General features: G+C 71.1%; 20 protein-coding genes and 1 tRNA gene. 15 read left to right on the top strand and 6 right to left on the bottom strand.

The annotated features are described in order from the left end of the window. Positions 1-2 precede the first annotated feature (2 nt). Entirely contained in the window at positions 3-1226 is a 1224-nt protein-coding gene (locus ASG40_RS00290) for an MFS transporter (RefSeq protein ID WP_082494263.1), read from the bottom strand. Positions 1227-1575: 349 nt separating this feature from the next. On the opposite strand from ASG40_RS00290, the gene ASG40_RS00285 reads away from it, so the two are divergent. The 10 genes from ASG40_RS00285 to ASG40_RS00240 all read left to right on the top strand — a co-directional run bounded on the left by ASG40_RS00285 (position 1576) and on the right by ASG40_RS00240 (position 10794). Further along, positions 1576-1779, top strand: coding sequence for a hypothetical protein (locus ASG40_RS00285; protein ID WP_055880989.1), 204 nt, complete (start codon positions 1576-1578; stop codon positions 1777-1779). 136 nt (positions 1780-1915) lie between these two features. Next, on the top strand, positions 1916-3322 hold the full coding sequence (locus ASG40_RS00280; RefSeq protein ID WP_055878709.1) for a malonyl-CoA decarboxylase: 1407 nt from the start codon (positions 1916-1918) through the stop codon (positions 3320-3322). A 48-nt stretch (positions 3323-3370) separates the two neighbouring features. Beyond that, complete coding sequence (locus tag ASG40_RS00275) at positions 3371-4891, top strand: malonate--CoA ligase (RefSeq protein WP_055878704.1); 1521 nt, start codon at positions 3371-3373, stop codon at positions 4889-4891. 169 nt (positions 4892-5060) lie between these two features. Beyond that, a complete protein-coding gene (locus ASG40_RS00270; RefSeq protein WP_082523825.1) occupies positions 5061-6152 on the top strand; it encodes a YihY/virulence factor BrkB family protein in 1092 nt (363 codons plus the stop codon). 76 nt (positions 6153-6228) lie between these two features. Beyond that, positions 6229-6654, top strand: coding sequence for a peptide-methionine (R)-S-oxide reductase MsrB (gene msrB, locus ASG40_RS00265; RefSeq protein ID WP_055878695.1), 426 nt, complete (start codon positions 6229-6231; stop codon positions 6652-6654). A gap of 289 nt (positions 6655-6943) precedes the next feature. Further along, positions 6944-7819 (top strand): hypothetical protein, encoded by an 876-nt coding sequence (locus ASG40_RS00260; RefSeq protein ID WP_055878691.1) that lies wholly within the window; start codon positions 6944-6946, stop codon positions 7817-7819. 254 nt (positions 7820-8073) lie between these two features. Next, positions 8074-9471, top strand: a complete 1398-nt coding sequence (locus ASG40_RS00255; protein ID WP_055878688.1) for a dicarboxylate/amino acid:cation symporter — start codon at positions 8074-8076, stop codon at positions 9469-9471. A gap of 71 nt (positions 9472-9542) precedes the next feature. Next, entirely contained in the window at positions 9543-9872 is a 330-nt protein-coding gene (locus ASG40_RS00250) for a hypothetical protein (RefSeq protein WP_055878683.1), read from the top strand. Between the two features lie 53 nt (positions 9873-9925). Then, on the top strand, positions 9926-10225 hold the full coding sequence (locus tag ASG40_RS00245) for a hypothetical protein (protein WP_055878680.1): 300 nt from the start codon (positions 9926-9928) through the stop codon (positions 10223-10225). A gap of 158 nt (positions 10226-10383) precedes the next feature. Beyond that, complete coding sequence (locus ASG40_RS00240; RefSeq protein ID WP_055878676.1) at positions 10384-10794, top strand: DUF1236 domain-containing protein; 411 nt, start codon at positions 10384-10386, stop codon at positions 10792-10794. A gap of 156 nt (positions 10795-10950) precedes the next feature. Here ASG40_RS00240 and ASG40_RS00235 read toward each other — a convergent pair whose 3' ends face one another. Together ASG40_RS00235 and ASG40_RS00230 are read right to left on the bottom strand one after the other, a co-directional pair. After that, positions 10951-11226: a hypothetical protein gene (locus ASG40_RS00235; protein WP_055878673.1), complete on the bottom strand. Its 276-nt coding sequence runs from the start codon at positions 11224-11226 to the stop codon at positions 10951-10953. 94 nt (positions 11227-11320) lie between these two features. Continuing rightward, entirely contained in the window at positions 11321-11971 is a 651-nt protein-coding gene (locus tag ASG40_RS00230; protein WP_055878669.1) for an SOS response-associated peptidase, read from the bottom strand. A gap of 110 nt (positions 11972-12081) precedes the next feature. Between ASG40_RS00230 and ASG40_RS00225 the strand changes: the two genes are divergently transcribed. After that, a complete protein-coding gene (locus tag ASG40_RS00225; RefSeq protein WP_055878664.1) occupies positions 12082-12960 on the top strand; it encodes an SDR family oxidoreductase in 879 nt (292 codons plus the stop codon). 13 nt (positions 12961-12973) lie between these two features. Here ASG40_RS00225 and ASG40_RS00220 read toward each other — a convergent pair. Both ASG40_RS00220 and ASG40_RS00215 read right to left on the bottom strand, forming a co-directional pair. Then, positions 12974-13050, bottom strand: a tRNA-Arg gene (locus ASG40_RS00220). 97 nt (positions 13051-13147) lie between these two features. Continuing rightward, positions 13148-13876, bottom strand: a complete 729-nt coding sequence (locus ASG40_RS00215) for a LuxR C-terminal-related transcriptional regulator (protein ID WP_055878661.1) — start codon at positions 13874-13876, stop codon at positions 13148-13150. 615 nt (positions 13877-14491) lie between these two features. Here ASG40_RS00215 and ASG40_RS00210 point away from each other — a divergent pair. Continuing rightward, entirely contained in the window at positions 14492-15166 is a 675-nt protein-coding gene (locus ASG40_RS00210) for a response regulator transcription factor (protein ID WP_055878656.1), read from the top strand. Between the two features lie 13 nt (positions 15167-15179). On the opposite strand, the gene ASG40_RS00205 is transcribed toward ASG40_RS00210, so the two are convergent. Next, on the bottom strand, positions 15180-16334 hold the full coding sequence (locus ASG40_RS00205) for a DNA topoisomerase IB (RefSeq protein ID WP_055878651.1): 1155 nt from the start codon (positions 16332-16334) through the stop codon (positions 15180-15182). Positions 16335-16418: 84 nt separating this feature from the next. Here ASG40_RS00205 and ASG40_RS00200 point away from each other — a divergent pair, with 84 nt between their 5' ends. The 3 genes from ASG40_RS00200 (at position 16419) to ASG40_RS00190 (ending at position 23654) form a co-directional block, all read left to right on the top strand. After that, positions 16419-17564, top strand: coding sequence for a glycosyltransferase family 4 protein (locus ASG40_RS00200; protein ID WP_055878649.1), 1146 nt, complete (start codon positions 16419-16421; stop codon positions 17562-17564). Beyond that, positions 17534-18220, top strand: a complete 687-nt coding sequence (locus ASG40_RS00195) for a class I SAM-dependent methyltransferase (RefSeq protein ID WP_443136580.1) — start codon at positions 17534-17536, stop codon at positions 18218-18220. Before ASG40_RS00200 ends, ASG40_RS00195 begins: the two co-directional genes overlap by 31 nt. Positions 18221-18341: 121 nt before the next feature. Next, complete coding sequence (locus ASG40_RS00190; protein ID WP_055878645.1) at positions 18342-23654, top strand: alpha-2-macroglobulin family protein; 5313 nt, start codon at positions 18342-18344, stop codon at positions 23652-23654. Positions 23655-23664: the final 10 nt, after the last annotated feature.

The following is a 23664-nucleotide window of genomic DNA, read 5'->3' as shown; positions in this document are numbered from 1 at the left end:
CGCTACGCCTCGACCGGACGCCGCGGTTCGACGATCGCCACCAGCAGTCCGGCCCCGGCCAGGGCGATCCCGACGGCGCAGACGCCGGACCAGCCGTAGCTGAGGAAGGCCTGCGAGCCGGCCAAGGCGCCGATCGCCCCGAACAGGAAGATGCCCGTGAACAGCACCGTGTTGATGCGTCCGCGCGCGCCCGGCACCAGGGCATAGGCCCGGGTCTGGTTGGCGATGAGGGCGGCGTTGATGCCGATGTCGATGAGCAGCACGCCCACCGCCACCGCGACGAGCGACCCGGTGCCGGCCAGCCACAGCACCGCGAAGGCGGCCATGACGCAGACGCCGCCGGCGAGCACCACCGGGCGCGCCCCGCGCCGGTCGGTGAAGCGGCCCGACAACGGCGCCACCACGGCCCCGCACACGCCGATCACGCCGAACAGGCCCGCCCCGGCGGCGGTGAGGTCGAAGGGCGGCGCCTCCACCAGGAGGGCCAGGGTCGCCCAGAAGGCGTTGAAGCTGGCGAACAGGAACGCCTGGCACAGGGTCGCGCTGCGCAGCACCGGTTGGGTGCGCAGGAGGTCGAGGATCGACAGCATCAGGGCGCGGTAGCGCAGCGGGGCGGTCTGGGGTGTCCTCGGCAGGGTCGCCGCCGCCACCGCCGCGATGGCGAGCGCGACCCCGCAGGCGGCGAAGAACACGATGCGCCAGCCGAACTGCGCCCCCACGAACCCGCTGATGGTCCGGGCGAGCAGGATGCCGCTGAGGAGCCCGGTCATGACCTGGCCGACGATGCGGCCGCGGCTGGCATCGGGGGCGAGTTCCGCCGCGAAGGGCACCGCCTGCTGCGCCGCGGAAGAGAGGAAGCCGATGACGAGGCAGGCGCCCACCAGCATCGCCAGGGAGGTGCTCAGGGCCGCGGCCAGCAGGGCGACGCTCAGGCCGAGCAACTGCCAGATGATCAGGCTGCGCCGTGGCAGGCTGTCGCCCAACGGCACCAGCCCGACGATGCCGAGGCCATAGCCGATCAGGGAGGCGGCGGGCACAAGGAGTGCCGCCCGTTCGCCGAACTCGGCCACGAGGAGGGCCAGCAACGGCTGATTGTAGTAGATGTTGGCGACGGCGCCGCCCGCGATCAGCGTCAGGCCGAATCGCGTCCTGGCGGTGAAACCGTGCCGGACCGGGGCGGCGCTCGGCGCCCGCCCGGGGTCGTCCTTGGGCGATGGGGTGTCCATGGGATGTCGGTGCCCGCCTTGGTTCGGTCGCGGCGGGGTACGCGTCCTGGCCGGCACGAACAACCCGCGCGCGCGGAGGGCCGAGGCTGCGGACCGCTCATGGAGCCGGACTCGCCATGGAGCCGGACCCGCCATGAACTAAGCCTCGCCATGGAGCCGGACTTGTCGATCGATTTGACACAACCCATATAGGTTGTGTTGTCGATCACTGATCGAACGGCCCGGCCCCCGCCATCCAGTGCTTGGCAGGTGGCCGGTCATCGCGTTTCATGGACGGGATACGTCGTGTCGCGCTGATGTGTGGTTTGCGTCACCGCGTGTCCCGTTCGTCCGAACCATGGAGTTTGCCATGCCGAGCTACCGTGTCGCTTTCGCCAGGGAGATCATGGGCGTTCCGTTCACGATCGGATCCGTGGAGATCGCCCGGGCGCGGGATGCGGGCCGTGCGTTGCGCGCGGCCGAAATCCGGTTCGCCCGCCAGCACGGCATCGATGATTGGCGCCTGCGGGCCGATTGCGCCCGCATCGAAGGCCTCGCGGGCGGGCACCGCTGACGCCGCCGGCCACGGTCGCCGCCGCGGCTTGAGACTGGCCCTCGCACGCGAGGCATCCTAGAGTGCGATGCCGGTCGGACACCCTCTTCCGTCGTGGTCGGCATCGCTCCAGGGGTGAAGGCTCAGGCGACTCGGCATGGCGGCGATCTCCTTCTTCGGCGACCTCATTCAAACGATCAGCGATCGCGGGCGCGACCTGATCGGCTTCGGGCGGGGCGACCTTGCCGCCCGGGCCAACGCCATCGAACTCGTCGGCTTGTGCGAGGATCTGATCTCGCGGCGCGGCGAGGCATCCGGGGTCGCGCTCGCGCGCCTGATCCTCGAACGCTACACCTCCCTGTCTCGCGAGGAGCGCGGGACGTTCCTGCGCCTCGTGGCCATGGAGTTCGGCGCCGATCACACCGGGATTGAGGACGCGATCACGACGTACCGCGCCAATCCGACGCGGGCGGCCCTCGGCGTCCTCCACAAGTCCGCCGAGCCGCGCAGCCAGGAACTGATCCGGCGCCTCAACCTCGCCCGCGACGGCACGCTCGCCCTGGTGCGGATGCGCGAGGACCTGATGACCCTACGCCGCGACCTGCGCGCGGCCGGTGACGACCACGCCCTGATCGAGGCGGCCGACAGTCTCGACAACGATTTCGAGCACCTGTTCGCGTCCTGGTTCAACCGCGGCTTCCTCGTCCTGCGGCACATCGACTGGACGACGCCGGCGCACATCCTCGAGAAGATCATCCGCTACGAGGCGGTGCACGAGATCGCCGGCTGGGACGACCTGCGCCGCCGGATCGAGCCGCAGGACCGGCGCTGCTTCGCCTTCTTCCATCCGGCCCTGGTCGACGAGCCCCTGATCTTCGTGGAGGTGGCGCTGACCGCCGGCATCGCCCCGGCGATCGCGCCGATCCTGGCGCACGACCGCCAGGCATTGCCGCTGCGGGCGGCCAACACCGCCATCTTCTACTCGATCTCGAACTGCCAGAAGGGCCTGGCCGGCGTCACCTTCGGCAACTTCCTGATCAAGCAGGTGGTGGAGGACCTGGCCCGCGACATCCCGAGCCTCAAGACCTTCGTCACCCTGTCGCCGGTGCCGGGTTTCGCCAAATGGCTCGACCGCGAGCGCCGGGCGGAGGCGCCGCTCAGCCTCACCCGCGAGGACGTCGAGGCCCTGCGCCTGCTCGACGCCCCGGATTGGGCCACCGACAAGACCAAGTCCGAGGCGGTGCGCAAGGCGCTGCTGCCGGCAGCCGCCGCCTACTTCCTGCGGGCCAAGACCGATCGCGCCCGCCCCGTCGATCCGGTCGCCCGGTTCCACCTCGGCAACGGCGCCCGGCTCGAACGCATGAACTTCCTCGGCGACGTCTCGGGCAAGGGGCTGGCGCAATCCTACGGCCTGATGGTCAACTACCTCTACGACCTTGCCGCCATCGAGAAGAACCACGAAACCTACGCCAACCTCGGCACCGTCTCGGCGTCCAGCGCCGTCACCCGGGAGTTGCGCGCCAACCTGCCGCCGCCGCGCGCCGTCGCCCTCGCGGAGGCCTGAGTGCCCCGCGTCGGGACCGCCGGTCTTAACGAGTCAGCATCGCCGCCCATGAGCCAGACCCTGTTCGACCTCGTCCGCGCGAACCTGCCGGCCGATCCCGCCGCCAAGACGGTGATCGAGACCGGCGAGGGCACGCGCTACAGCTATGCCGATCTCGTCGCGCGGTCCGGCGCCTATGCCGCCGCCCTGGTCGGTCTCGGCGTGGGGCCCGGCGACCGCGTGGCGGTGCAGGTCGAGAAGAGCGCCGAGGTCGTGTTCCTCTATCTCGGCGCCGTGCGGGCCGGCGCGGTCTTCCTGCCCTTGAACACAGCCTACACCGCCGCCGAGGTGGCGTATTTCCTCGCGGACGCCGAACCCGCCCTGTTCGTCTGCGATCCGGCCCGGCGCGAGAGCCTGGAGCCGGTGGCCACCGCCGCCGGCGTCGGCCGCGTGACGACCCTCGACGCCTCCGGACGCGGGGCCATCGCCGAGGCGGCGGACGCGGCCGATCCCGACTTCGCCGACGTCGCCCGCGACCCCGACGATCTGGCCGCCATCCTCTACACATCCGGCACCACCGGGCGCTCCAAGGGCGCGATGCTGACCCATGCCAACCTCGCCTCGAACGCGGTGACCCTGGCGCAGACCTGGCGTTTCGACGCCGACGACGTGCTGATTCACGCCCTGCCGGTGTTCCACACCCACGGCTTGTTCGTGGCGACCAACGTCGTGCTCGCCAGCGGCGCCGGGATGATCTTCCTGTCGAAGTTCGACGCCAAGCAGATCCTCGCCCTGATGCCGCGCGCCACCACGATGATGGGCGTGCCGACCTTCTACACCCGCCTCCTCAAGGAGCCGGGCCTGACGCCCGAGGCGACCGCCGCGATCCGCCTGTTCGTGTCGGGCTCGGCGCCGCTCCTCGCCGAGACGCACCGCGACTGGCAGGCGCGCACCGGCCACGCCATCCTCGAACGCTACGGCATGACCGAGACCAACATGAACACCTCCAACCCCTACGAGGGCGACCGCATCGCCGGCACCGTGGGCTTGCCCCTGGACGGGGTCGCCGTGCGGGTGGTGGACCCCGAGACCGGGGCGCACCTGCCGGCCGACGCCGTCGGCATGATCGAGGTCAAGGGCGCCAACGTATTCAAGGGCTACTGGCGCATGCCCGAGAAGACGGCGACCGAGTTCAAGACCGACGGGTTCTTCATCACCGGCGATCTCGGCAAGATCGACGCCCGCGGCTACGTCCACATCGTCGGGCGCGGCAAGGACCTCATCATCACCGGCGGCTACAACGTCTACCCGAAGGAGGTCGAGAACGAGATCGACGCCCTGCCCGGCGTCGTCGAATCGGCCGTGATCGGCCTGCCCCACGCCGATTTCGGCGAGGGCGTCACCGCCGTCGTCGTGGCCCGGCCGGATGCACCCGGCGAGGCGGAGATCCTGCGCACGCTGGAGGGGCGGCTCGCCCGCTTCAAATGCCCCAAGCGCATCCTGTTCGCCGACGAACTGCCGCGCAACGCCATGGGCAAGGTCCAGAAGAACCTCCTGCGCGACACCCACGCGGGGCTCTACCGGGGCTGACCGAAAACCGGTATCTGCCTCGAGCGCGGATGCGGGCCTGCCCACCGCACCGTTCTGCCCCGAGGCAGGGCGGGCGCATGCCCCCGTCGATCCCGGTTGCCCCATGTCATCGCCCCCTCGACCCGAAACCCGCCCCGAGACAGCCGCGGCGTGGCTCTGGACGGGCGTGATGGGCGTCGCCCTCATCGGCCTGGCTGCGGCCTCCCTCCGCGCCAGGGGCGGCGCCGATCCGGCGCGTGCGAGGCCCGGGCCGCCGCAGCCCGAGGGGGAGGGCGCCCTGTCCCTGAGCGGCAGCGAGGCGCGCAGCGTGGCCGCCGCCGAGGTCCATCGAGGACGGGCGGCCAGGACCCCCGCCGAGATCCCGGCCTCGGGCTGGAAGGACATCGGCTACCGGGTCTTCGTCGAGTTCAACAAGGACCGTGTGCTGTCGGTGGCCGGCGGCGTGACCTTCTACACCCTGCTGTCGCTGGTGCCGGCCATCGCGGCGCTGGTGAGCTGCTACGGCCTGTTCGCCGACGCCAACGTGATCAACGAACACGTCTCGGCGATGCAGGGCGTGTTGCCGTCGGGGGCGGTGGAGATCGTCGGCGAGCAGATCAAGCGCATCGCCAGCAAGAGCAACGAATCCCTCGGGCTGACCTTCTTCACCTCGCTCGTTCTGTCGGTGTGGAGCGCCAACGCGGCGGTGAAGGCGATCTTCGACGCCCTCAACATCGTCTACGAGGAAGAGGAGAAGCGCTCCTTCGTGATGCTGAACCTGCGCTCGCTGACCTTCACGGTGGGCGCCCTCGTCTTCGTCATTTTGGCGCTCACCGGGGTGGTGGTGCTGCCCGTCGTCCTCACCTTCGTCGGCTTCGGCGAGAACGCCTGGCTTCTCGCCCAGCTGCGCTGGCCGGCGATGCTGGTGGTGCTGCTGGGCGGCCTCTCCCTCCTCTACCGCTACGGCCCGAGCCGCGAGCGGGCACGCTGGCGCTGGGTCGGCACCGGCAGCGTGGTGGCCGGCGTCCTCTGGCTCGTCGCCTCGATTCTGTTCTCCTGGTACGTGGCGGGCTTCGGCAACTACAACGAGACCTACGGCTCGCTGGGAGCGGTGATCGGCTTCATGACCTGGATCTGGATTTCGGTGACGATCGTCCTGCTCGGGGCCGAGATCAACGCCGAGATGGAACACCAGACCGCGCGCGACACCACCACCGGCCCGGAACTGCCCATGGGGCTGCGCCAGGCTCGCATGGCCGATACCTTGGGCGCCGCTACCTGACGGTTTTGGCCGCACCATCTCGAAGACGACGGCCCTGCGCCCCATCTCATGGGCCAGACAACGAGGGGAGGGCACCATGAGCGATACCGCCGAGGGGACCGGAATCGATGCGACGGTCATCGAACGGACGGACGCCGAATGGCGTCGCATCCTGACGCCGGAGCAGTACCGCGTCCTGCGCGAGCACGGCACCGAGCGCGCCGGGACGAGCTGCCTCAACGCGGAGAAGCGCCCCGGCACCTTCCACTGCGCCGGCTGCGACCTGCCCCTGTTCCAGACCGGCACCAAGTTCGAGTCCGGCAGCGGCTGGCCGAGTTTCTTCGACCCGATCGAGGATGCCGTCGAGACGCAGGTCGACCGCAGCAACTGGATGACGCGGACCGAAGTCCATTGTGCCCGCTGCAAGGGCCACCTCGGCCACGTGTTCGACGACGGCCCGGCCCCGACGGGCCTGCGCTATTGCATGAACGGACTCTCGCTGCGCTTCGAACCCAACGCCTGACGCAGGGGATCGGAGACCGCCAAGGCCCTCGGTGGCGGAGCGAATGCGGCATCATCCCGCTCCCCCGAGGAGCCGCGTCTTGATTTCGACGCCTTTTCCCTTAGGCCATGATGACGGTCGGCGGGACCGCCCGCGGGCGATTCCGAGGCTATGCATCGGACGACGGTCGTCGTCCCGGATGTCGACGGCGGCCCCGCGAGGGCCGCGGATCGATGGAGGGACGGGAAAGGGCGCGACGTCCGGCGCCACCATCGCCCGAGGCCGGCCGATAGTGCCGTGAGGAGTGAGTATGAGCGTCGTCCGCCGGTTCCTCGTCGCCTCGTCCCTGGTCCGCCTGATCCGCAAGGAGCGGGGCGGGTCTCGCATCTCGGAGGGCTATTTCCCTCCCCAGGGCGGACGGACCTCCTACGTTCGCGTCGACGGTCAGAACTGCCACCTCGTCCTCGTGACCGCGGCGCCCGACGGCGGGACCAGCGAGGAACGCACGGAGGTGCCCCGCGCCCACGGCGAGGCGCTGCTCGACGTCTGCTCGGGCAAGGCCGCCTACGACCGCACGGTGATCGCGCTTCCGGCGGGGCGGGAGATCCTGCTCGACCGCTACGTCGCCCCCGCGACCCTCGACATGGTCAGCGTCGCCTTCGACGGGGCCGAGGAGGCCGCGTCCTTCGCGGTTCCGTCCTGGTTCGGCCCGGAGGTGACGGCCGACCCGGCCTTCGACCGGCACGCGGTCGGCATCAACGGCGCGCCCCAGCCCGGCGAGATCGCCCTGAGCAACGCGGCCCTGGATGCCGTGCTCGACCTCGTCGAGCCGCGCTTCGGCTTCGGTCGCTACAACACGGCGCCCAAGGCCTCCGAAGACGGCAGCGTCGCCAACACCCTGCGCCGCATCGTCGGGAGCGTTCCTCCGGCCGCAGCGGCCGCGCCGGTCGCCGCGGCGGCGGCTGCGCCGATGCCGCCCGCGCATATTCCCTTCACGGACCCCGCCCCGGCCGAGGATCACGAGTCCGACCAGCCACAGCCGCCACCGGACACGCGGATGGAAGACGTGTTCGAGAGCCTGTCGCAGGCGCTCGGCGCCGCCGTGCATCCGCCCCAGGAGCCGCCCCGCGACGAGGACGGCTCCTTCGAGCGCTGGACCGTCCGGCCGCGCCGCACGCAGCAGTAGGGTCGAGCGTGGGCTGTCCGGCTCGCGGTCTCGCGAGCCGGGAACGGCCCGTGCGGGTAGCGGTGCCGTCGTTCTCTTGGGGACATGCGATCCGCGTGCCGCCGCCGGCGTCGGTCCTCCTGAAGGGCCGGGATTAAAATCGCCACCGCCGTCTTCGGCGATTGAGCGGGCGCACCAGAATCGCTAGCGTTGCAACCAACGCGACCGATGAACGGGATGCGACACGCGGATCAAGCGTGCGCAGGCGAGGAAACATGGCCCAGACGATCACCTCCCCCGCCGCGCCAGCGGTGGCCACGCCGACGGCGAAGGAGCCCTGGTACAGGGTCCTCTACATCCAAGTCCTGATCGCGATCGCCCTCGGTATCCTGGTCGGCTGGCTGTACCCGGAGTGGGGCAAGTCTTTCAAATGGATGGGCGACGGCTTCATCGCGCTGATCAAGATGATGATCGCGCCGATCATTTTCTGCACCATCGTCCATGGCATCGCCTCGATCGGCGACCTCAAGAAGGTCGGCCGCGTCGGGCTGAAGGCGCTGATCTATTTCGAGGTGGTGTCCTCCGTGGCCCTGCTCGTCGGCATCCTGGTGGGCGAGATCGTCCAGCCCGGCGCCGGTTTCGGAGCGGACGTGAGCAAGCTCGACGCCAAGGCGGTGGAGGGCTACGCCAGCAAGGCGGCCTCCGATTCCACGGTCGCCCATCTGCTCGGCATCATTCCCAAGAGCTTCTTCGACGCCTTCGCCACCGGAGACCTGCTGCAGGTGCTCCTGATCTCGATCCTGACCGGCGTCGTGCTCACCGGCATGGGCGAGCGGGGCGCCGGCATCACGCGCGGCATCGACGCGGTCGGCCAGATGTTCTTCCGCATCATCGGCCTCATCGTGAAGCTCGCCCCGATCGGCGCCTTCGGCGCCATGGCCTTCACGGTGGGCCAGTACGGCATCGGCAAGGTCATCGACCTCGCGTGGCTGGTGGGCACCTTCTACGCCACCTCGCTCCTGTTCATCTTCGTCGTGCTCGGCGGCATCGCGGCCTTCGCCGGCTTCTCGATCATCAAGTTTCTGGCCTACATCAAGGACGAGTTGCTGATCGTGCTCGGCACCTCGTCGTCCGAGACCGTGCTGCCGCACATGATGACGAAGATGAAGCGCCTCGGCGCCTCGGACTCGGTGGTGGGCCTCGTGATCCCGACCGGCTACTCGTTCAACCTCGACGGCACCAACATCTACATGACGCTCACCACGCTGTTCCTGGCCCAGGCGGTGGGCGCCGACCTCACGGTCGGGCAGTACGCGACGATCTTCCTCGTCGCGATGCTGACGTCGAAGGGCGCCTCCGGCGTGACGGGTGCGGGCTTCATCACCCTGGCCGCGACGCTCGCCGCCATCCCCGGCAATCCCGTTCCGGTCGCGGCGATGACCCTGGTGCTCGGCGTCGACAAGTTCATGTCGGAGTGCCGCGCCCTCACCAACCTCATCGGCAACGGCGTCGCCACCATCGTCGTGTCCCGCTGGGAGGGCGAGCTCGACAAGGAGAAACTCGCCCAGGTCATGGCGCACCCGGTCTCGATCGGCACCGATATCTCGGACCATGCGCCGAACATGGACGACGCGGTCGCTCCGTCGCCGACGGCGGCGGCAGGCCCGCGCTGACCGGGCCGCAAGCGCGGTCGGGCCCGACCGCCGACCGGGCCGGTGTCCAGGGCGAGGATCCAGCCAAGCGGGTGCTCGAAACGCCGGACGGCCGCTACATCGTCGTGCGCGGCCGGCTCTGGCGCCGCCAGCGGCCGGACCTCGCAGGCCCGGTCCGCGACCGCCTGGTGCACGACCTCATGGATGCGCGCCGCGCCGTGAAGGCGGGTAGGCGCGCCGGCGACGAGGCCGCCATCGCGCGGGCCCGGGCCGCCGTCGACGCCGCAAAGCACGGCCTCGGCGAACGCGGCCCGGTGTGGTGGACGGACGGCGCGCCGGACCTCAACCGCAGACTGGTCGGGAACACCGGCTACGCCGCCTGGTACGAAAACGAGGCCGATCACCGCTCCGGTGACGGTTGAACCTTTCGGGCACGCGGCCGGTTTGACGCTCACACCCGCAGGCCGGAGCGATCATGTCGAAGACGATTTCAGCGCAGTTCAAGTCGCGCCGCGACGCGGAGATGGCCGTGGAGCACATCGTGCAGGAGCACGGCGTCGACCGGACCGCCGTCGAGGTCGGCGCTGCGTCCGGCGAGAACACCGCCGGGACCGAAGCGGCCAGGGCCGACATCGAGGACCGGCACCCCAAGACCGGCACCGACGGCGAGCCGGCCCTGGCCGGGAAGGTCGAGGTCTCGGTCCGGGTCGACGATGCGAGCGTCGAGGCGGTGGTGTCGTCGCTGAAGACCTATCACGGCGAGATCGCGTCCTGAGCCCCCTGCCGGCGGCGGGCCGGCCGAGCCGCATCCGGATCGAAGATGCTGCCGCCGGGCACGGATGGGTCTAGGAGACCCGTGGGCCTCCTCGGCGGTTCGGCCAATCCGGCCGCCGGATGGGGGCGCCGGTTTCGGTCCAGCTTTCGGGAATCCCCATGCGAACGACGTTCTCTCTCGCCCTCACCCTGGCCGTAGGCCTCGCCACGACCGCCCAGGGGCAGGGGCTCGCGCGCGGTTCGCAAGACGGCGCGGAGCGTGGCGGCAATATCGCCGGCCCCCTCGGTGCGGCGGTCGGGAGCGCGATCGGCGGGGCCGTCGGGACCGCGAACGAGATTTTGGGCATCGACCGGCGCGAGCGCTTCCGGATCTATACCCTCGCCGAGCCGCGCCCGTCGTTCGCGCTGAAGGGCACCGTCCGCGTCGGGACAGTCCTGCCCAGAGACGGCGTGGTCTATTACGACGTCCCGCCCGAGTTCGCCCTGCAGGGCCTCAACTACACCATCGTCAATGGGCGGCCGGTCCTGGTCGAGCCCGGCACGCGTCGCATCGTCGAGATCATCGAGTGAACGATGTTCGGCCGTGACGCCCGGCGGCTTTTGTGAGTGATGCGGTTTCCGCTTGGATCAAGCCGGAACCGTTTCACCGAGCCCGCGCGGCGCCTGAGCGAAGCCCATGTCCGCATCACGAAGTGATCACCCGGCAATGGTATGAGGCCCCCGCGCTCAGGCGGGGGCGATCTCGAACGCCATCCCCCGTCCCGGTCCCTGGTCGGAGTAGTCGACGAGGGCGTACCCACGTTCGGCCAGGGCCGCGTCGAGGGTGCCGCGGTGTTTGCGGAACATCTGGCCGATCGCCAGGGGCGTCAGCCGCGGATTGCCCTGTCGCAACTGGTCCACGCCGATGGTGAGGGGTGCACCGTCGCGATCCGCGATCCGAACGATGGCGGAGGCCAGGTCCGCGGCCTTCGTCTCGGATGCGGACTTCGGTTTGAACGCCATCGTATCTCCTCGACCGGATCTCTGTTGACCGCCACGACGTCCGCGCAAGGCATCGACCGCGGCCGTCCCGGGAGACGCCATCGGCCCGCGATCGTCACGCCGGGTCCTGCCTCGCACCTGCGGCTACGATCGTCATCGCGGTATCGGGCAACGGCCGCCGAAGTTCCAGCGCGACCTCGGTCGTGGCCTCCAGCCAGGTGCGCCACTCCTCGGGCGTCGTCAGCAGCACCGGCATGGCCTTGGGATGGACGGGGCCGACGATCCCGCTCGCCTCGCAGGTGAGGAATGAGAACAGCCGGTGTTCGGCCTCCTCGCGGTCGGGTTTCTCCGCCCTGGTGCCGCGAACGCCCGTCCAGGGCCGCCAGATGCCGGCGAAGGCGAACGGCGGCCAGTTTTCGTCGAGGGCGAACCACGTCGGCGTCTTCCCGGGCTTGGTATCGGCGTATTCCGAGAACGAGGAGACCGGCACGAGGCAGCGATACTCCGGCTCGAGCCAGGGACGCCAATGCGGGCTCTTCACGTTGCGCACGTTGGTGACCGGGTGTTCGCCGAACTGCTTGGGGCCCGGAATGCCCCACCGGACCATCTCAAGTACCCGCTCGTCACCCTCGAGCCGAACGATCGGCGCGCACTGGTCCGGGAAGATGCCCGGCTGCGCCGGCGGGTTGCCGGCCCGGTCGAGCGCGACGCCGAAGACTGCGCGGATCTCAGCCTGCGGCGTGACGAGGCCGAAGAGGTTGCACATGCCGGCCCCATTCTGTCGCAGCCACGAACCCGGCCCTGCCCACGTTGGCCCAAGGTTGCGGGACAAGCCCGAGCCCTGGGAAAAAACCCGCTTCGGTAAAGGGACCAACGATGACATCGGATCCACGCGACGCCGGCCCGCGCCCGCCGTTTCCCGGAGACCAGCAGCAGGAGCGGCCGGGCCTGACCTCCCGCATGACGCCCGCGCCGGACCATGGCGAGGACAGCTACGTCGGCAAGGGCCTGCTACAGGGCAAGGTCGCCCTCATCACCGGCGGCGACAGCGGCATCGGTCGTGCGGTGGCCATCGCCTATGCCCGCGAGGGGGCGGACGTGGCGATCTCCTATCTCGCGGTCGAGCAATCCGACGCCGAGGACACCGCCCGGTGGATCGAGAAGGCGGGACGCCGCGCCCTGTTGCTGCCGGGCGACATCCGCGACGAGGTCCATTGTCGGGATCTCGTCGCGCGGACCGTGACGGGGCTCGGCGGCATCGACATCCTCGTGAACAACGCCGCCGCGCAGACCGTCAACGACGGCCTCGACGACGTGACGGCCGAGGACCTGGAAGGCTCGTTCCGCGCCAACGTCTTCGCGATGTACTACCTCGCCCGGGCGGCCGTGCCGCACATGAAGCCGGGGTCGGCGATCGTCAATTCCACGAGTCAGCAGGCCAAGATCGCCGACCGGACCATGCTCATCTATGCCGCCACGAAGGGCGCCATCGCGAGCCTCACCATCGGGCTGTCCAACCTCCTCGCTCCGAAGGGCATCCGCGTGAACTGCGTGGCGCCCGGCCCGATCTGGACGCCGATCCAGCCCATCGTGAAGAGCCCCGACGAAATCGCTCAGCTTGGCGCCGACACGCCTCTCGGACGGGCCGGACAGCCGGCGGAACTCGCCCCCGCCTACGTGCTGCTGGCCTCCCGCGAGGGCAGCTACATGTCCGGAGCGCTCGTCCCGGTCACGGGCGGGACGCCAATGTATTGAGGCTGACTTTGAATGGCGCGCCCGAAGAGATTCGAACTCCTGACCCCCAGATTCGTAGTCTGGTGCTCTATCCAGCTGAGCTACGGGCGCGCGGTGCGACGGGCGGGCTGTTGGATGCCGTGCCGGTCGGAGGCGGTGTCTAAGGCCTCCGTTTCGGCTTGGCAACCCCTATCGGAATGCGTTCGCCTCATCCGTCCGAGAAAGCGCCGGAGTGCACCCGGCGCGCCTCCAGCAGGCGGGCGCCCTGGACCGCCGCCGCGGCCCGGTTGTTCACGTGGAGGGCGCGCAGGAGTGCGGCCACGTGGACCTTCACGGTGCCCTCGCTGAGCGACAGGGCGCGGGCGATCTCCTTGTTGGCCTTGCCGCCGACGATGAGGGCGAGCACGTCACGCTGGCGGCGGGTGAGGTTGGCGAGCACCGTGGCCGGTCCGCCGTCCTCGCCGGGGCGGCGGAACGCCGGCGGTGGTCGGTCAAAGGACGGGCGGGACGGCGGCGCCTGCGCGAGGCTCGGCGGCACGTAGAGGACGCCCGACAGGATCATCTCGATCACCCGCGTCATCTCGGCGGCGCCGAGCCCCTTGGGCACGTAGCCGTGCGCACCGGCTTCGAGGGCGAGGAGGATGTCGTGCCGCCGCGCCGATGCCGAGACGATGGCCGCCACGACGTCCGGGAAGCACTCGCGTACCGCGCCGAGCGATCTCGCGCCGGCCATTCCCGGCATGTCGAGGTCGAACAAGGCCAGATCGACCCCGCCGTCGCGCTCGCCCAGCCGCGCCAGGGCTTCGTCGAGGGAGCCCGTCTCGATCACCTCGGCAAAGCCCAGGCGTCGCGACAGGATGGCGCTCATGGCGAGCCGGAAGAACTCGTCGTCGTCGGCCACGACCGCGCATCGACGCTGCAAAGAAGGTGAGGTCATCGTCGGTTTCGTATTGGAAGGCGCGGCGGAGCGCCATCGCGGCGGGCGGCCCGAATGTCTAGCCTCGATCCGCTGGCTGCGTGCCGGAACGCCGGTGACGTTCGAGCGGATGCCAGAGCCCGTTCATCCCCGCTGTGCGGGAGGTCGACGCTCTCCGTGTCAGGGGGCAGGCCCCGAACCTGCGACCCGGCCGATCGGGACGACGCCCGTCCCCGACCGGCACGCCGTCCAGGGGCGCCTGCCACCCGCACGCCTGCCGACCGCATCGTTTTGGGATCGGCCCCGTCCCGGGTTCGGGGACGGGACGGACCGTATGACGACCGGTCGCGAGCCTGCGACGGGCCTCGTGCCTCCACCGCCCGACTGGCGCTCGCCGTCCCCGGGCGAAAAACAGGAGCCTCGATCAAGGGCTTGGCGACGAACTCGAGGGAAAGGGACGTTTTCGATGATCTCGCCGAACCCGGTGAAATGGCTGCGAGTGTTGTCGAGTTCACCATATTCGAGATCGCAAGTGCAGCCAAGTCCTCGTTAAGGAAAGCCTGGAACGGGTCTTGATCACTGTCCCCCTATCCCAGTCGCGACGTCTCGCGACGGGACACGATCAAGGGGAGCGGCATGACCGCAGCGGTTGGGGTGGTGATCATCGACGAATCAGAGGCGCTGGACCCGTCCCTGCGGGCGGCCCTGGAGCATGAACCGGCGCTCTATACGGTCGGGGAAACCGGCAGCGTGCCCGCCGTCGCCCTGGTCGTCCTGCCCGACAGCGGCTTCACCCCGACCCTGGAGCGCCTCGCCACGCTCAAGCGCGCCCGGGCCGACGTGAAGGTGCTGCTGGCCTTCCAGTCCCTCGACAGTGCCACCCTGAGCTCGCTCCTGGCCGCCGGGGCCGATGCGGTGGTGGCGCGCCACTCGACGCCCCGCGAGGTCTGCGCCGCCCTGCTCGGGCTGATGCAGCCGGCGCAGCGGCCCGTCGCCGACGATCGCGACGGCGCCGAAAGCCTCGACGGCGCCGAGGGGCTGACGCCGCGCGAAGCCGAGATCCTGCGGTTCCTCAGCGCCGGCTTCAGCAACAAGGAAGTCGCCCGCCGCCTCAGCCTGAGCGTGCGCACCGTCGAGACCCACCGCCTCAACCTGCGCCGCAAGACCCAGACCGGCCGGCTGAAGGACCTCGTCGCCCTGGCACGTAAGCTCGGCCTCAAGCCGGTGGTGGACGCCGACACGCGCCGCAGTGGCACCGATGGGGCCGTCTCCGTGTCCCGGCCCACTATGAACGCCGCCGCCCCTTGGTGAGCGCTCACGTGGGTCAGCCTGCGGTGGTCCGTCCGGCCGTCGTGCGGGCGCGCGCCGGTCGGCGCCGCCCCGGACCGTCGTCTGCGTTCGCGGAGAGTTGCGATTGCAGCAGCCCGAGCACGGCCGCCTCCTCTGGCCTCAGGCGGGCGAGATCGTCGCGCAGTTCGTCCTCCACCGCGTCCTTGATCTGGAGCAGGAGAGCACCCTCCACGTAGCAGTCGAGGATGCGAGGGTGGATGTAGCAGGACCGGCAGACCGTCGGGGTGTTGCCGAGCCGCGCGGCCACCCGTTCGATCGCCGCGCGTAGGTTGGCCTTCGCCTTGGCCTGGCTGTCGAAGGCCTCGAACTCGCGCAATGCCAGGGCCGCCAGCACCGTGCCCGCCCAGGTGCGGAAATCCTTGGCGGTGACGTCGTCCCCCGTGATGTCGCGCAGATAGGCGTTGACGTCGGACGACGTGACGTCCCGGCGCGCGCCGTCGTCGTCGAGGTACTGAAACAGCTCTTGGCCGGGCAGGTCCTGGCAGGCCTTCACGATCCTGGCGACACGCTTATCCTTAAGCGAGAGGTTCCACTCCTTGCCGCTCTTGCCGGTGAACCGGAACGTCAGCTCGGAGCCGTCCACCCGCACGTGCGGGTCCTTGAGCGTCGTCAGGCCGTAGCTGCCGTTGGTGCGGGCGTAGTCGTCGTTGCCGACCCGGATCAGCGTGGTCTCGAGGAGATGGACCACGGTGGCGAGCACCTTTTCGCGGGGCAGGCCGCGCCGGGACATGTCACGGTCGACCCGGGTGCGGATGCCCGGCAGCGCGTCGGCGAAGGCCATGATGCGGGAGAACTTGGTCGCGTCGCGGGCCTGCCGGAAATCGGGATGGTAGCGGTACTGCTTGCGTCCCTTGGCGTCGCGCCCCGTGGCCTGGATGTGGCCGTTGGCGCGCGGGCAGATCCAGACGTCGGTATAGGCCGGCGGGATCGCGAGGGAGCGGATGCGGGCCAGGGTCTTGGCATCGCGTAGCGTGGCGCCCTTCGTGTCGCGGTAATTGAACCCCTTGCCGCTCTTGCGCCGCGTGAAGCCGGGGCGCGCATCGTCCACGTAGACGAGGCCGGCCTCCTCGGCGGCCTCGCGGGGATCGGCGATGCCGGAGGGCGCGTCTGACTCCTGCGGCGTGGCCATCCTCGGGCTCCCCTCGTTCGTTGCGAGCTTCAACCGAGGTGTCCGGCGGGCTGTTCCTGCGGCGTCCGTGCTACACGCCGTCCCATGGACCAGCCCGCTCCTCCCAAACCGACCTGCCTCGTCTACGTCGTCACCGAGGATTGGTTCTTCGCCTCGCACTTCCTGCCGATGGCCCGTGCGGCGGTCGCCATGGGCATGGCGGTGTCGGTGGTCACGCGGGTGCGCGACCACCGGGCGGTCATCGAGGCCACCGGTGCCCGCGTGGTGGCGCTCGAGGCCGAGCGGTCGAGCCTGAACCCGATGGCGGCGGGCTATGCCGCGGGCCAGCTCGCGGCCATCCTCAAGGCCTTGAGGGCCGACATCGTCCATTGCATCGCCCTGCGCGGCATCCTTGTGGGCGGCACCGCCGCGGCGATGGCCGGCATCCCGGCGCGGGTCTACGCGCTCACGGGGCTCGGCCTCATCGGCGCTCGGGAGGACCGGGTCGGACGCATGGCGCGGCTCGGCCTGCGCCACCTCATCCGGGGGCCGCTGGCGTCGAAGAAGACGCGGTTCCTGTTCGAGAATGCGCACGACGCCCATGCCCTCGGCCTCGATCCGTCGGAGACGCGGGTGACCATCGTCGGCGGGGCCGGCATCGATCCTGCGGCCTATCCGGTCGCGCCCCTCGTCGCGATCCCGCCGCTGCGGGTGGCACTCGTGGCGCGGATGCTGTGGTCGAAGGGCGTCGACACCGCCGTCGAGGCCGTGCTCCGCGCCCGCGCAGAAGGCGCCGCCGTCGCGCTGTCCCTCTACGGGGAACCCGACCCCTCGAACCGCCGAGCCATTCCCGAGGCGACCCTGCGCGGGTGGACCGGCGACGGGATCGCCTGGCACGGCGCGACCGACGATGTCCGTGGCGTCTGGGCGGGCCACCACGTCGGCTGCCTGCCCTCGCGCGGCGGCGAGGGCCTGCCGCGCACGCTGCTGGAGGCCGCCGCCTGCGGCCGGGCGCTGGTGACCACCGACGTGCCGGGCTGCCGCGACCTCGTGCGCGACGGGACCGAGGGCCTGCTCGTCCCCCCCGGCGATCCGGCGGCGCTGGCCGAAGCCCTGGCGCGGCTCGCGGGCGACCCTGCCCTCGTCGCCCGGATGGGGGCGGCGGCCCGGTCCCGCATCGAGACCGGCGGCTACACCGAGGCCGCCGTGACCGACGCGGTCTGCGCGCTCTATGCGGAGCTGGGGTCGTGATCGCGCCCGAGGAGACCCTGGCCTTCATCCGCGCCAACACCCGGCTGCTGCCGGTGCCCTACACGCCCGAGATCGTCCTGCATGTGGCCGACGAGGCCACGGTGCTCTGGCAGAAGACCGAGGACGAACTCGCCGAGATCGGCCTGCCGCCGCCGTTCTGGGCCTTCGCCTGGGCCGGCGGCCAGGCGCTCGCCCGCTACGTCCTCGACAACCCCGAGGTGGCGGCCGGGCGGCGGGTGCTGGATTTCGCCTCAGGCTCGGGCCTCGTCGCCATCGCCGCGGCCATGGCGGGGGCCCGAGGCGTGACGGCCAGCGACCTCGATCCCTTCGCGATCCCCGCCATCGGCCTCAACGCCGCCGCCAACGGCGTCGCCGAGCGGATCACGGCGGTGCGCGCCGACCTCGTCGGCACCGATCCGGGCGATGCGGTGGTGCTGGCCGCCGACATCTTCTACGAGCGCGACATCGCCGCCCGCGTCACGGAGTGGCTCGGCGGCCTCCATGCCAGGGGGGCGGTGGTGCTCATCGGCGACCCCGCCCGCACCTACCTGCCGCGCGAGCGCCTGACCAACCTGGCGACCTACGAGGTTCCGGTGAGCCGCGCTCTCGAGGATGCCGAGATCAAGCGCGGCGGCGTCTGGCGCTTCGTGGCGTGAGGCGAGGGCCCGCGCCGGTGCCGGACGACCCTGCGAGATCCGTTGCGGCCACCCGGTGACCTGCTAGGGTCCGTGTCGGCGCCGGCGGCGGATCGGTCGGCGTCGACGGCGGGGGTGGGTGATGTCGGGATCGACGCGGCTCGGGCGGCAGGCCACCTTTCTCGCCGTGATGCTGACGGCGTTCTGTGCGCCGGCATCGGCCCAGGCGCCCGCCACTAAGCCCGCGCCGAAAGCGGCGACGGCCAAGCCGGCGGCGGCCCAGAAGACCTTCGTCCGCGAGACCGTGGCGAGCGACGCCGTGCGCCTCGAAGCGGCCCTCCGGGCCGAGGCCAAGCCGGCGGGCGTGGCCAGGACCCCCGCGCAGTGGCTCGCCGAGGGCGAGGCGCTGATCGAGGCGGAGAAACCCGCGGACGCCCTGAAGCCCCTCACGGCAGCGGTGGCCGGGGACTCCGGCAACCCCGCCGCCTGGATCGCCTATTCACAGGCCGCCGCCGCCGTCGGCCAGGACGAGAACAACCGCGACTACACCCTGCGCAGTCGCCTGCGCGCCAATGCCAGGGCCGCCGCCTACCAGGCCTATCTTCGTGCCCGCACCCCGGCGGTGGAGGCGCAGGCGCTGGCCCAGCTCGGCGCGGTCCATGCCGGCTCCTCGGACTGGCGCTCCTCCCTCGAAGCCTATCGCGCCAGCCTGGCACTCGCCGACGACGAGGCTGTGCGCGAGACCTACGAGGCCCTGCGCGCCGAGCACGGTTTCCGCATCCTCGACTACAAGGTCGATTCGGACGCCGCCGCCCCGCGGGTGTGCTTCCAGTTCTCGGAAGGGCTGGCGGCCAAGACCGATTTCACGCCCTTCGTGGCAGTCTCCGGCAGCGCCACCGCCGCCGTCACCGCCACCGGCCAGCAGCTCTGCGTCGACGGCCTGCGCCACGGCGAACGCTACGCCTTCGTCCTGCGCCAGGGCCTGCCCTCGGCGGTGGGCGAGGTCCTGCTGAAGGCCGCCGACTACGAGGTCTACGTCCGCGACCGCTCGCCCCAGGTCCGCTTCACCGGTCGCAACTACGTCCTGCCGCGTACCGGCCAGGCGGGGGTGCCCCTGGTCTCGGTGAACGCGGCCAAGCTCGACGTGGAGGTGCTGCGCATCGGCGACCGCAGCCTGCTGCCGTCGCTGCGCTCCGAGGAATTTCTGGGACAGCTCAACGGGGCCTCGGCCAGGACCATCGCCGACCAGAAGGGCCGCAGCGTCTGGAAGGGCAGCCTCGAGACCGCCAAGGCCGAACTGAACCAGGAGGCGATCACCGCCTTCCCGGTCATGCAGGCGGTCGGCAAGCTCGAGCCCGGCCTCTACGTCATGACCGCCCAGGCGACCGGCACCGCGCCGGCCGCCGACGAGGAGGGCGGCTACGAGGCCATGGCCACGCAATGGTTCGTGGTCTCGGATCTCGGGCTCACCGTGTTCAAGGGCCGCGACGGCGTCCATGTCTTCGCCCGCTCGCTCGCCAGCGCGGCGGCGGTGGCGAACGCCGAGATCCGCCTGGTGGCGCGCAACAACGAGGTGCTGGCCACTGCCCGCACCGACGCGATGGGCCACGTCGCCTTCGATCCGGGCCTGGCGCGGGGGGAGGGCGGCATCGCGCCCGGCCTCGTGGTGGCCGAGGCGGGGGGCGACTACGGCTTCCTCGATCTCGCCCAATCGGCCTTCGACCTCACCGACCGCGGCGTGAAGGGGCGCCCGGCGCCCGGCGCGGTGGAGGCCTACGTCTTCCCCGAGCGCGGGGTCTACCGCTCCGGCGAGACCGTGAACCTCACCGCCATCCTGCGCGACGCGCAGGGCGTGGCCCTCTCGGGCCTGCCGCTGACCCTGGTGGTCAAGCGCCCGGACGGCGTCGAGTACCGCCGCGTCCAGGTGGCGGACGCCGGCTTGGGCGGGCGCGCCCTGCCGGTGGCGCTGCTGCCGGGCGCCGCCCACGGCACCTGGCGCGTTGCCGCCTACACCGACCCCAAGGCCCCGGCGGTGGGCGAGGCGAGCTTCCTCGTCGAGGACTACGTGCCCGAGCGCCTGGAGGTGAGCCTGTCGAGCACCACGCCCGCGCTCACCAGGGGCGAGCCGGCCCGGGTCGCGGTGGCGGCGCGCTACCTCTACGGCGCGCCGGGCGCCGGGCTCGACGTCTCGGGCACCATCCTGGTCCAGGCGGCCGCGGACAGCGGCATCAAGGGGTTGGAGGGCTATACGATCGGCCTCGACGACGAGCGGGTCGAGGCCTCCTCCACCGAGATCGAGGCGCGGACCACCACCGACGCCAAGGGCGCCGCCGTCCTCGACGTGCCGGTCCCGGTCGTGGCGGCGCCCAGGCCCCTCGAAGCCAAGATCACCCTGCAGGTCGGCGAGCCCGGCGGGCGGGCGCTCAGCCGCAGCCTCACCCTGCCGATCCTGCCCGAGGGGCCGGTGGTGGCGATCCGCAAGACCTTCTCGGGGGACCTCCCCGAGGGCGGCACGGCCGGCTTCGACGTGGTGATGGCAGCCCCGGACGGGACGCGGCTGTCGCAGGGCGGTGCGACCTGGACCCTCTCGAAGGTCGAGAAGAGCTACCAATGGTACCGCGAGGGCGGGCGCTGGGCGTTCGAGCCGGTGACCGCGACCCGCCGCATCGCCGACGGGCGGATCGACCTCGGCACGGACGCGCCCGCGCGGATCGCGCAGGCGGTGAGCTACGGCACTTATCGCCTGGAGGTGCAGGCGCCCGGCAGGCCCGCCGCAACGGCGAGCGTGAGCTTCACCGTCGGCTGGGGCGGGGGCGAGACCGCGGACGTGCCAGACCTCCTCGACCTGCGCCTCGACAAGGCGGCCTATGCCGCCGGGGAGACCCTGCGCGTGCGCCTGCAGCCGAAGTTCAGGGGCATGGCGACGCTGGCGGTGGTGAGCGACAAGGTCCACGCCATCCTCGACATCCCGGTCTCGGCCGGGGGCACCGACGCGACGATCCCGGTCAAGGCCGAATGGGGCTCGGGCGCCTACCTCGTCGCCACCGCCTACCGGCCCCTCGACCAGGCGGCCAAGCGCCTGCCCGGCCGGGCACTCGGCCTCGCCTGGTTCTCGGTGGACCGCGACCGGCGCCAGATCGACGTGACCGTGGAGGCGCCCGCCAAGGCCAAGCCTCGCGAGAACCTGACCCTCCCGATCCGCCTCGCCGGCCTCGGTGCGGGCGAGGAGGCCCGGGTGACGGTGGCGCTCGTGGACGTCGGCATCCTCAACCTGACCCGCTACGAATCGCCCAACCCGGTCGGCTACTTCTTCGGCCAGAAGGCGCTCGGGCCCGAGATCCGCGACCTCTACGGATACCTCATCGACGGCATGCAGGGGACGGTGGGCGCGATCCGCTCAGGCGGCGACGGCGCCGGCACCGAACTCTCCGACGCCCCCCCGACCCAGGCCCCGCTGGCGCTCTATTCGGGGCCGGTCACGGTCGGCCCGGACGGGCGCGCCAGCGTCACCTTCCCGCTGCCGGCCTTCAACGGCACCGGCCGGGTGATGGTCACCGCCTGGAGCAAGGCCAGGGTCGGCGCCGCCCAGGCCGACGTGATCATCCGCGATCCGGTGGTGCTCACCGGCACCCTGCCGCGCTTCCTCAATGTCGGCGACCGCTCGCGCTTCTTCGTGGCGGTCGACAACGTCGAGGGACAGGCCGGCGAGTACACCATCGACCTCGACCTCTCGGGGCCGGCCCTGGTCTCGGCCGAGGCCGCGCACGGCACCATGCGGCTGGAGGCCGGGGCCAAGGGATCCTTCGTGATCCCGATCACCGCCGCCGGCCCGGGGCTCACCCGCCTCGACGTGAACCTCAGCGGGCCCGGCCTCGCCTCGCCCGTCGGCCAGAGCTTCGCGCTGGCCATCGGTCCCGGCACCGGCCCGCTGGTGCGGCGCACGGTCCGCTCCCTCGAGCCCGGCGCCAGCCTCCAGGTGACGAACGCGCTCCTGGCCGACATCCTGCCGGGCACCGGCTCGGTCTCGGTCACCGCCTCGTCGCTGGCGGCCCTCGACGTGCCGGCGCTGCTGCAGGCCCTCGACCGCTATCCCTACGGTTGCTCCGAGCAAACCGTGAGCCGGGCGATGCCGCTCCTCTACGTCAATAAGCTGGCGGCCCTCGACCGCCTCGGTCTCGACGACAAGGCCGACGAGCGGGTGCGCGAGGCCATCGACCGGGTACTGGCGCGCCAGAACGCCTCCGGCGACTTCGGCCTGTGGACCTCGGACTGGTCGAGCGACACTTGGCTCAACGCCTATGTCACCGACTTCCTCACCCGGGCCCGCGAGCGCGGCTTCGCGGTGCCGCAGACGGCTTTCTCCAATGCCCTCGACCGCCTGCGCAACACGGTGGCCAACACCACGGAAGTCAAGGACGGCGGCATGGACATCGCCTATGCCGCCTACGTGCTCGCCCGCAACGGCCGGCCGGTGATGGGCGACCTGCGCTACCTCGCCGACACCAAGCTCGACGCCTTCGCCACACCGCTGGGGCGCGGCCAGATCGCGGCGGCGCTGGCGTTGCTCGGCGACCGCGGCCGCGCGGCCAGGGCCTTCGACTCGGCGGTGACCGCCCTCAAGGGCGCGGCCGACGACGGCACCTACCGGTCCGATTACGGCTCGCGCCTGCGCGACGGCGCCGGCCTGCTCACGCTCGCGGCCGAAACCGGGCTGACCGCCCAGGCCTTGGCGCCGCTCGGCGCCGTGATCACACAGGAGCGCGCCACCGGCCGCACCACCAGCACCCAGGAGAACGCCTGGATGGTGCTGGCCGCGCAAGGCCTCGCCAAGGACGCCGAGGCCCTGAACTTCCGCGTCGACGACGTGCCCCAGACCGGCGCGCTGACACGACTCTATCGCGGCCCCGCCCTCGATGCCAAACCCGTCACCATCACCAACGACGGGCGCAGCGCGGTGCAGGCGTCGGTGAGCGTCTCGGGCCATCCGATCAGCCCGGAGCCGGCGGAATCGCGCGGCTACGCCATCGCCCGGACCTACCACCGCCTCGACGGCAGTGCCGTCGATCTCGCCCAGGGACTGCGCCAGAACGACCGCCTCGTGGTGGTGCTGAAGGTGACGGAGGCCAAGGCCTCGGCCGGGCGCCTCCTGCTGGTGGACCGCCTGCCGGCGGGGCTCGAGATCGACAACCCGAAGCTCCTCGACGCCGACACCCTCACCGGCCTCGGCTTCGCGAAGAGCGAGGTGGCGCCGGCCCACACCGAGTTCCGCGACGACCGCTTCGTGGCCGCCTTCGACCGGACCCCGGAGCAATCGGCCTTCTTCGGCGCGGCCTACACGGTGCGGGTGGTCTCGCCGGGCACCTACGTGCACCCGGCCGCCACCATCGAGGACATGTACCGCCCCGACCGCTTCGGCCGCACCGGCTTCGGCACGGTCGAGGTGACGGCGAAGTAGGGTGGGCGCT

Origin of the sequence: Methylobacterium sp. Leaf399 (assembly GCF_001424525.1) — a bacterium.
Classification (GTDB): domain Bacteria; phylum Pseudomonadota; class Alphaproteobacteria; order Rhizobiales; family Beijerinckiaceae; genus Methylobacterium.
This window is presented reverse-complemented; position numbering and strand designations above follow the sequence as displayed.

Coding starts and splice junctions, on each gene's coding strand:
- msrB (WP_055878695.1), top strand. CDS start 6,229: ATGAGCGATACCGCCGAGGGGACCGGAATCGATGCGACGGTCATCGAA.
- ASG40_RS00255 (WP_055878688.1), top strand. CDS start 8,074: ATGGCCCAGACGATCACCTCCCCCGCCGCGCCAGCGGTGGCCACGCCG.
- ASG40_RS00245 (WP_055878680.1), top strand. CDS start 9,926: ATGTCGAAGACGATTTCAGCGCAGTTCAAGTCGCGCCGCGACGCGGAG.
- ASG40_RS00225 (WP_055878664.1), top strand. CDS start 12,082: ATGACATCGGATCCACGCGACGCCGGCCCGCGCCCGCCGTTTCCCGGA.
- ASG40_RS00190 (WP_055878645.1), top strand. CDS start 18,342: ATGTCGGGATCGACGCGGCTCGGGCGGCAGGCCACCTTTCTCGCCGTG.
- ASG40_RS00230 (WP_055878669.1), bottom strand. CDS start 11,971: ATGTGCAACCTCTTCGGCCTCGTCACGCCGCAGGCTGAGATCCGCGCA.
- ASG40_RS00235 (WP_055878673.1), bottom strand. CDS start 11,226: ATGGCGTTCAAACCGAAGTCCGCATCCGAGACGAAGGCCGCGGACCTG.
- ASG40_RS00275 (WP_055878704.1), top strand. CDS start 3,371: ATGAGCCAGACCCTGTTCGACCTCGTCCGCGCGAACCTGCCGGCCGAT.
- ASG40_RS00200 (WP_055878649.1), top strand. CDS start 16,419: ATGGACCAGCCCGCTCCTCCCAAACCGACCTGCCTCGTCTACGTCGTC.
- ASG40_RS00210 (WP_055878656.1), top strand. CDS start 14,492: ATGACCGCAGCGGTTGGGGTGGTGATCATCGACGAATCAGAGGCGCTG.
- ASG40_RS00290 (WP_082494263.1), bottom strand. CDS start 1,226: ATGGACACCCCATCGCCCAAGGACGACCCCGGGCGGGCGCCGAGCGCC.
- ASG40_RS00280 (WP_055878709.1), top strand. CDS start 1,916: ATGGCGGCGATCTCCTTCTTCGGCGACCTCATTCAAACGATCAGCGAT.
- ASG40_RS00285 (WP_055880989.1), top strand. CDS start 1,576: ATGCCGAGCTACCGTGTCGCTTTCGCCAGGGAGATCATGGGCGTTCCG.
- ASG40_RS00260 (WP_055878691.1), top strand. CDS start 6,944: ATGAGCGTCGTCCGCCGGTTCCTCGTCGCCTCGTCCCTGGTCCGCCTG.
- ASG40_RS00240 (WP_055878676.1), top strand. CDS start 10,384: ATGCGAACGACGTTCTCTCTCGCCCTCACCCTGGCCGTAGGCCTCGCC.
- ASG40_RS00215 (WP_055878661.1), bottom strand. CDS start 13,876: ATGACCTCACCTTCTTTGCAGCGTCGATGCGCGGTCGTGGCCGACGAC.
- ASG40_RS00205 (WP_055878651.1), bottom strand. CDS start 16,334: ATGGCCACGCCGCAGGAGTCAGACGCGCCCTCCGGCATCGCCGATCCC.
- ASG40_RS00270 (WP_082523825.1), top strand. CDS start 5,061: ATGGGCGTCGCCCTCATCGGCCTGGCTGCGGCCTCCCTCCGCGCCAGG.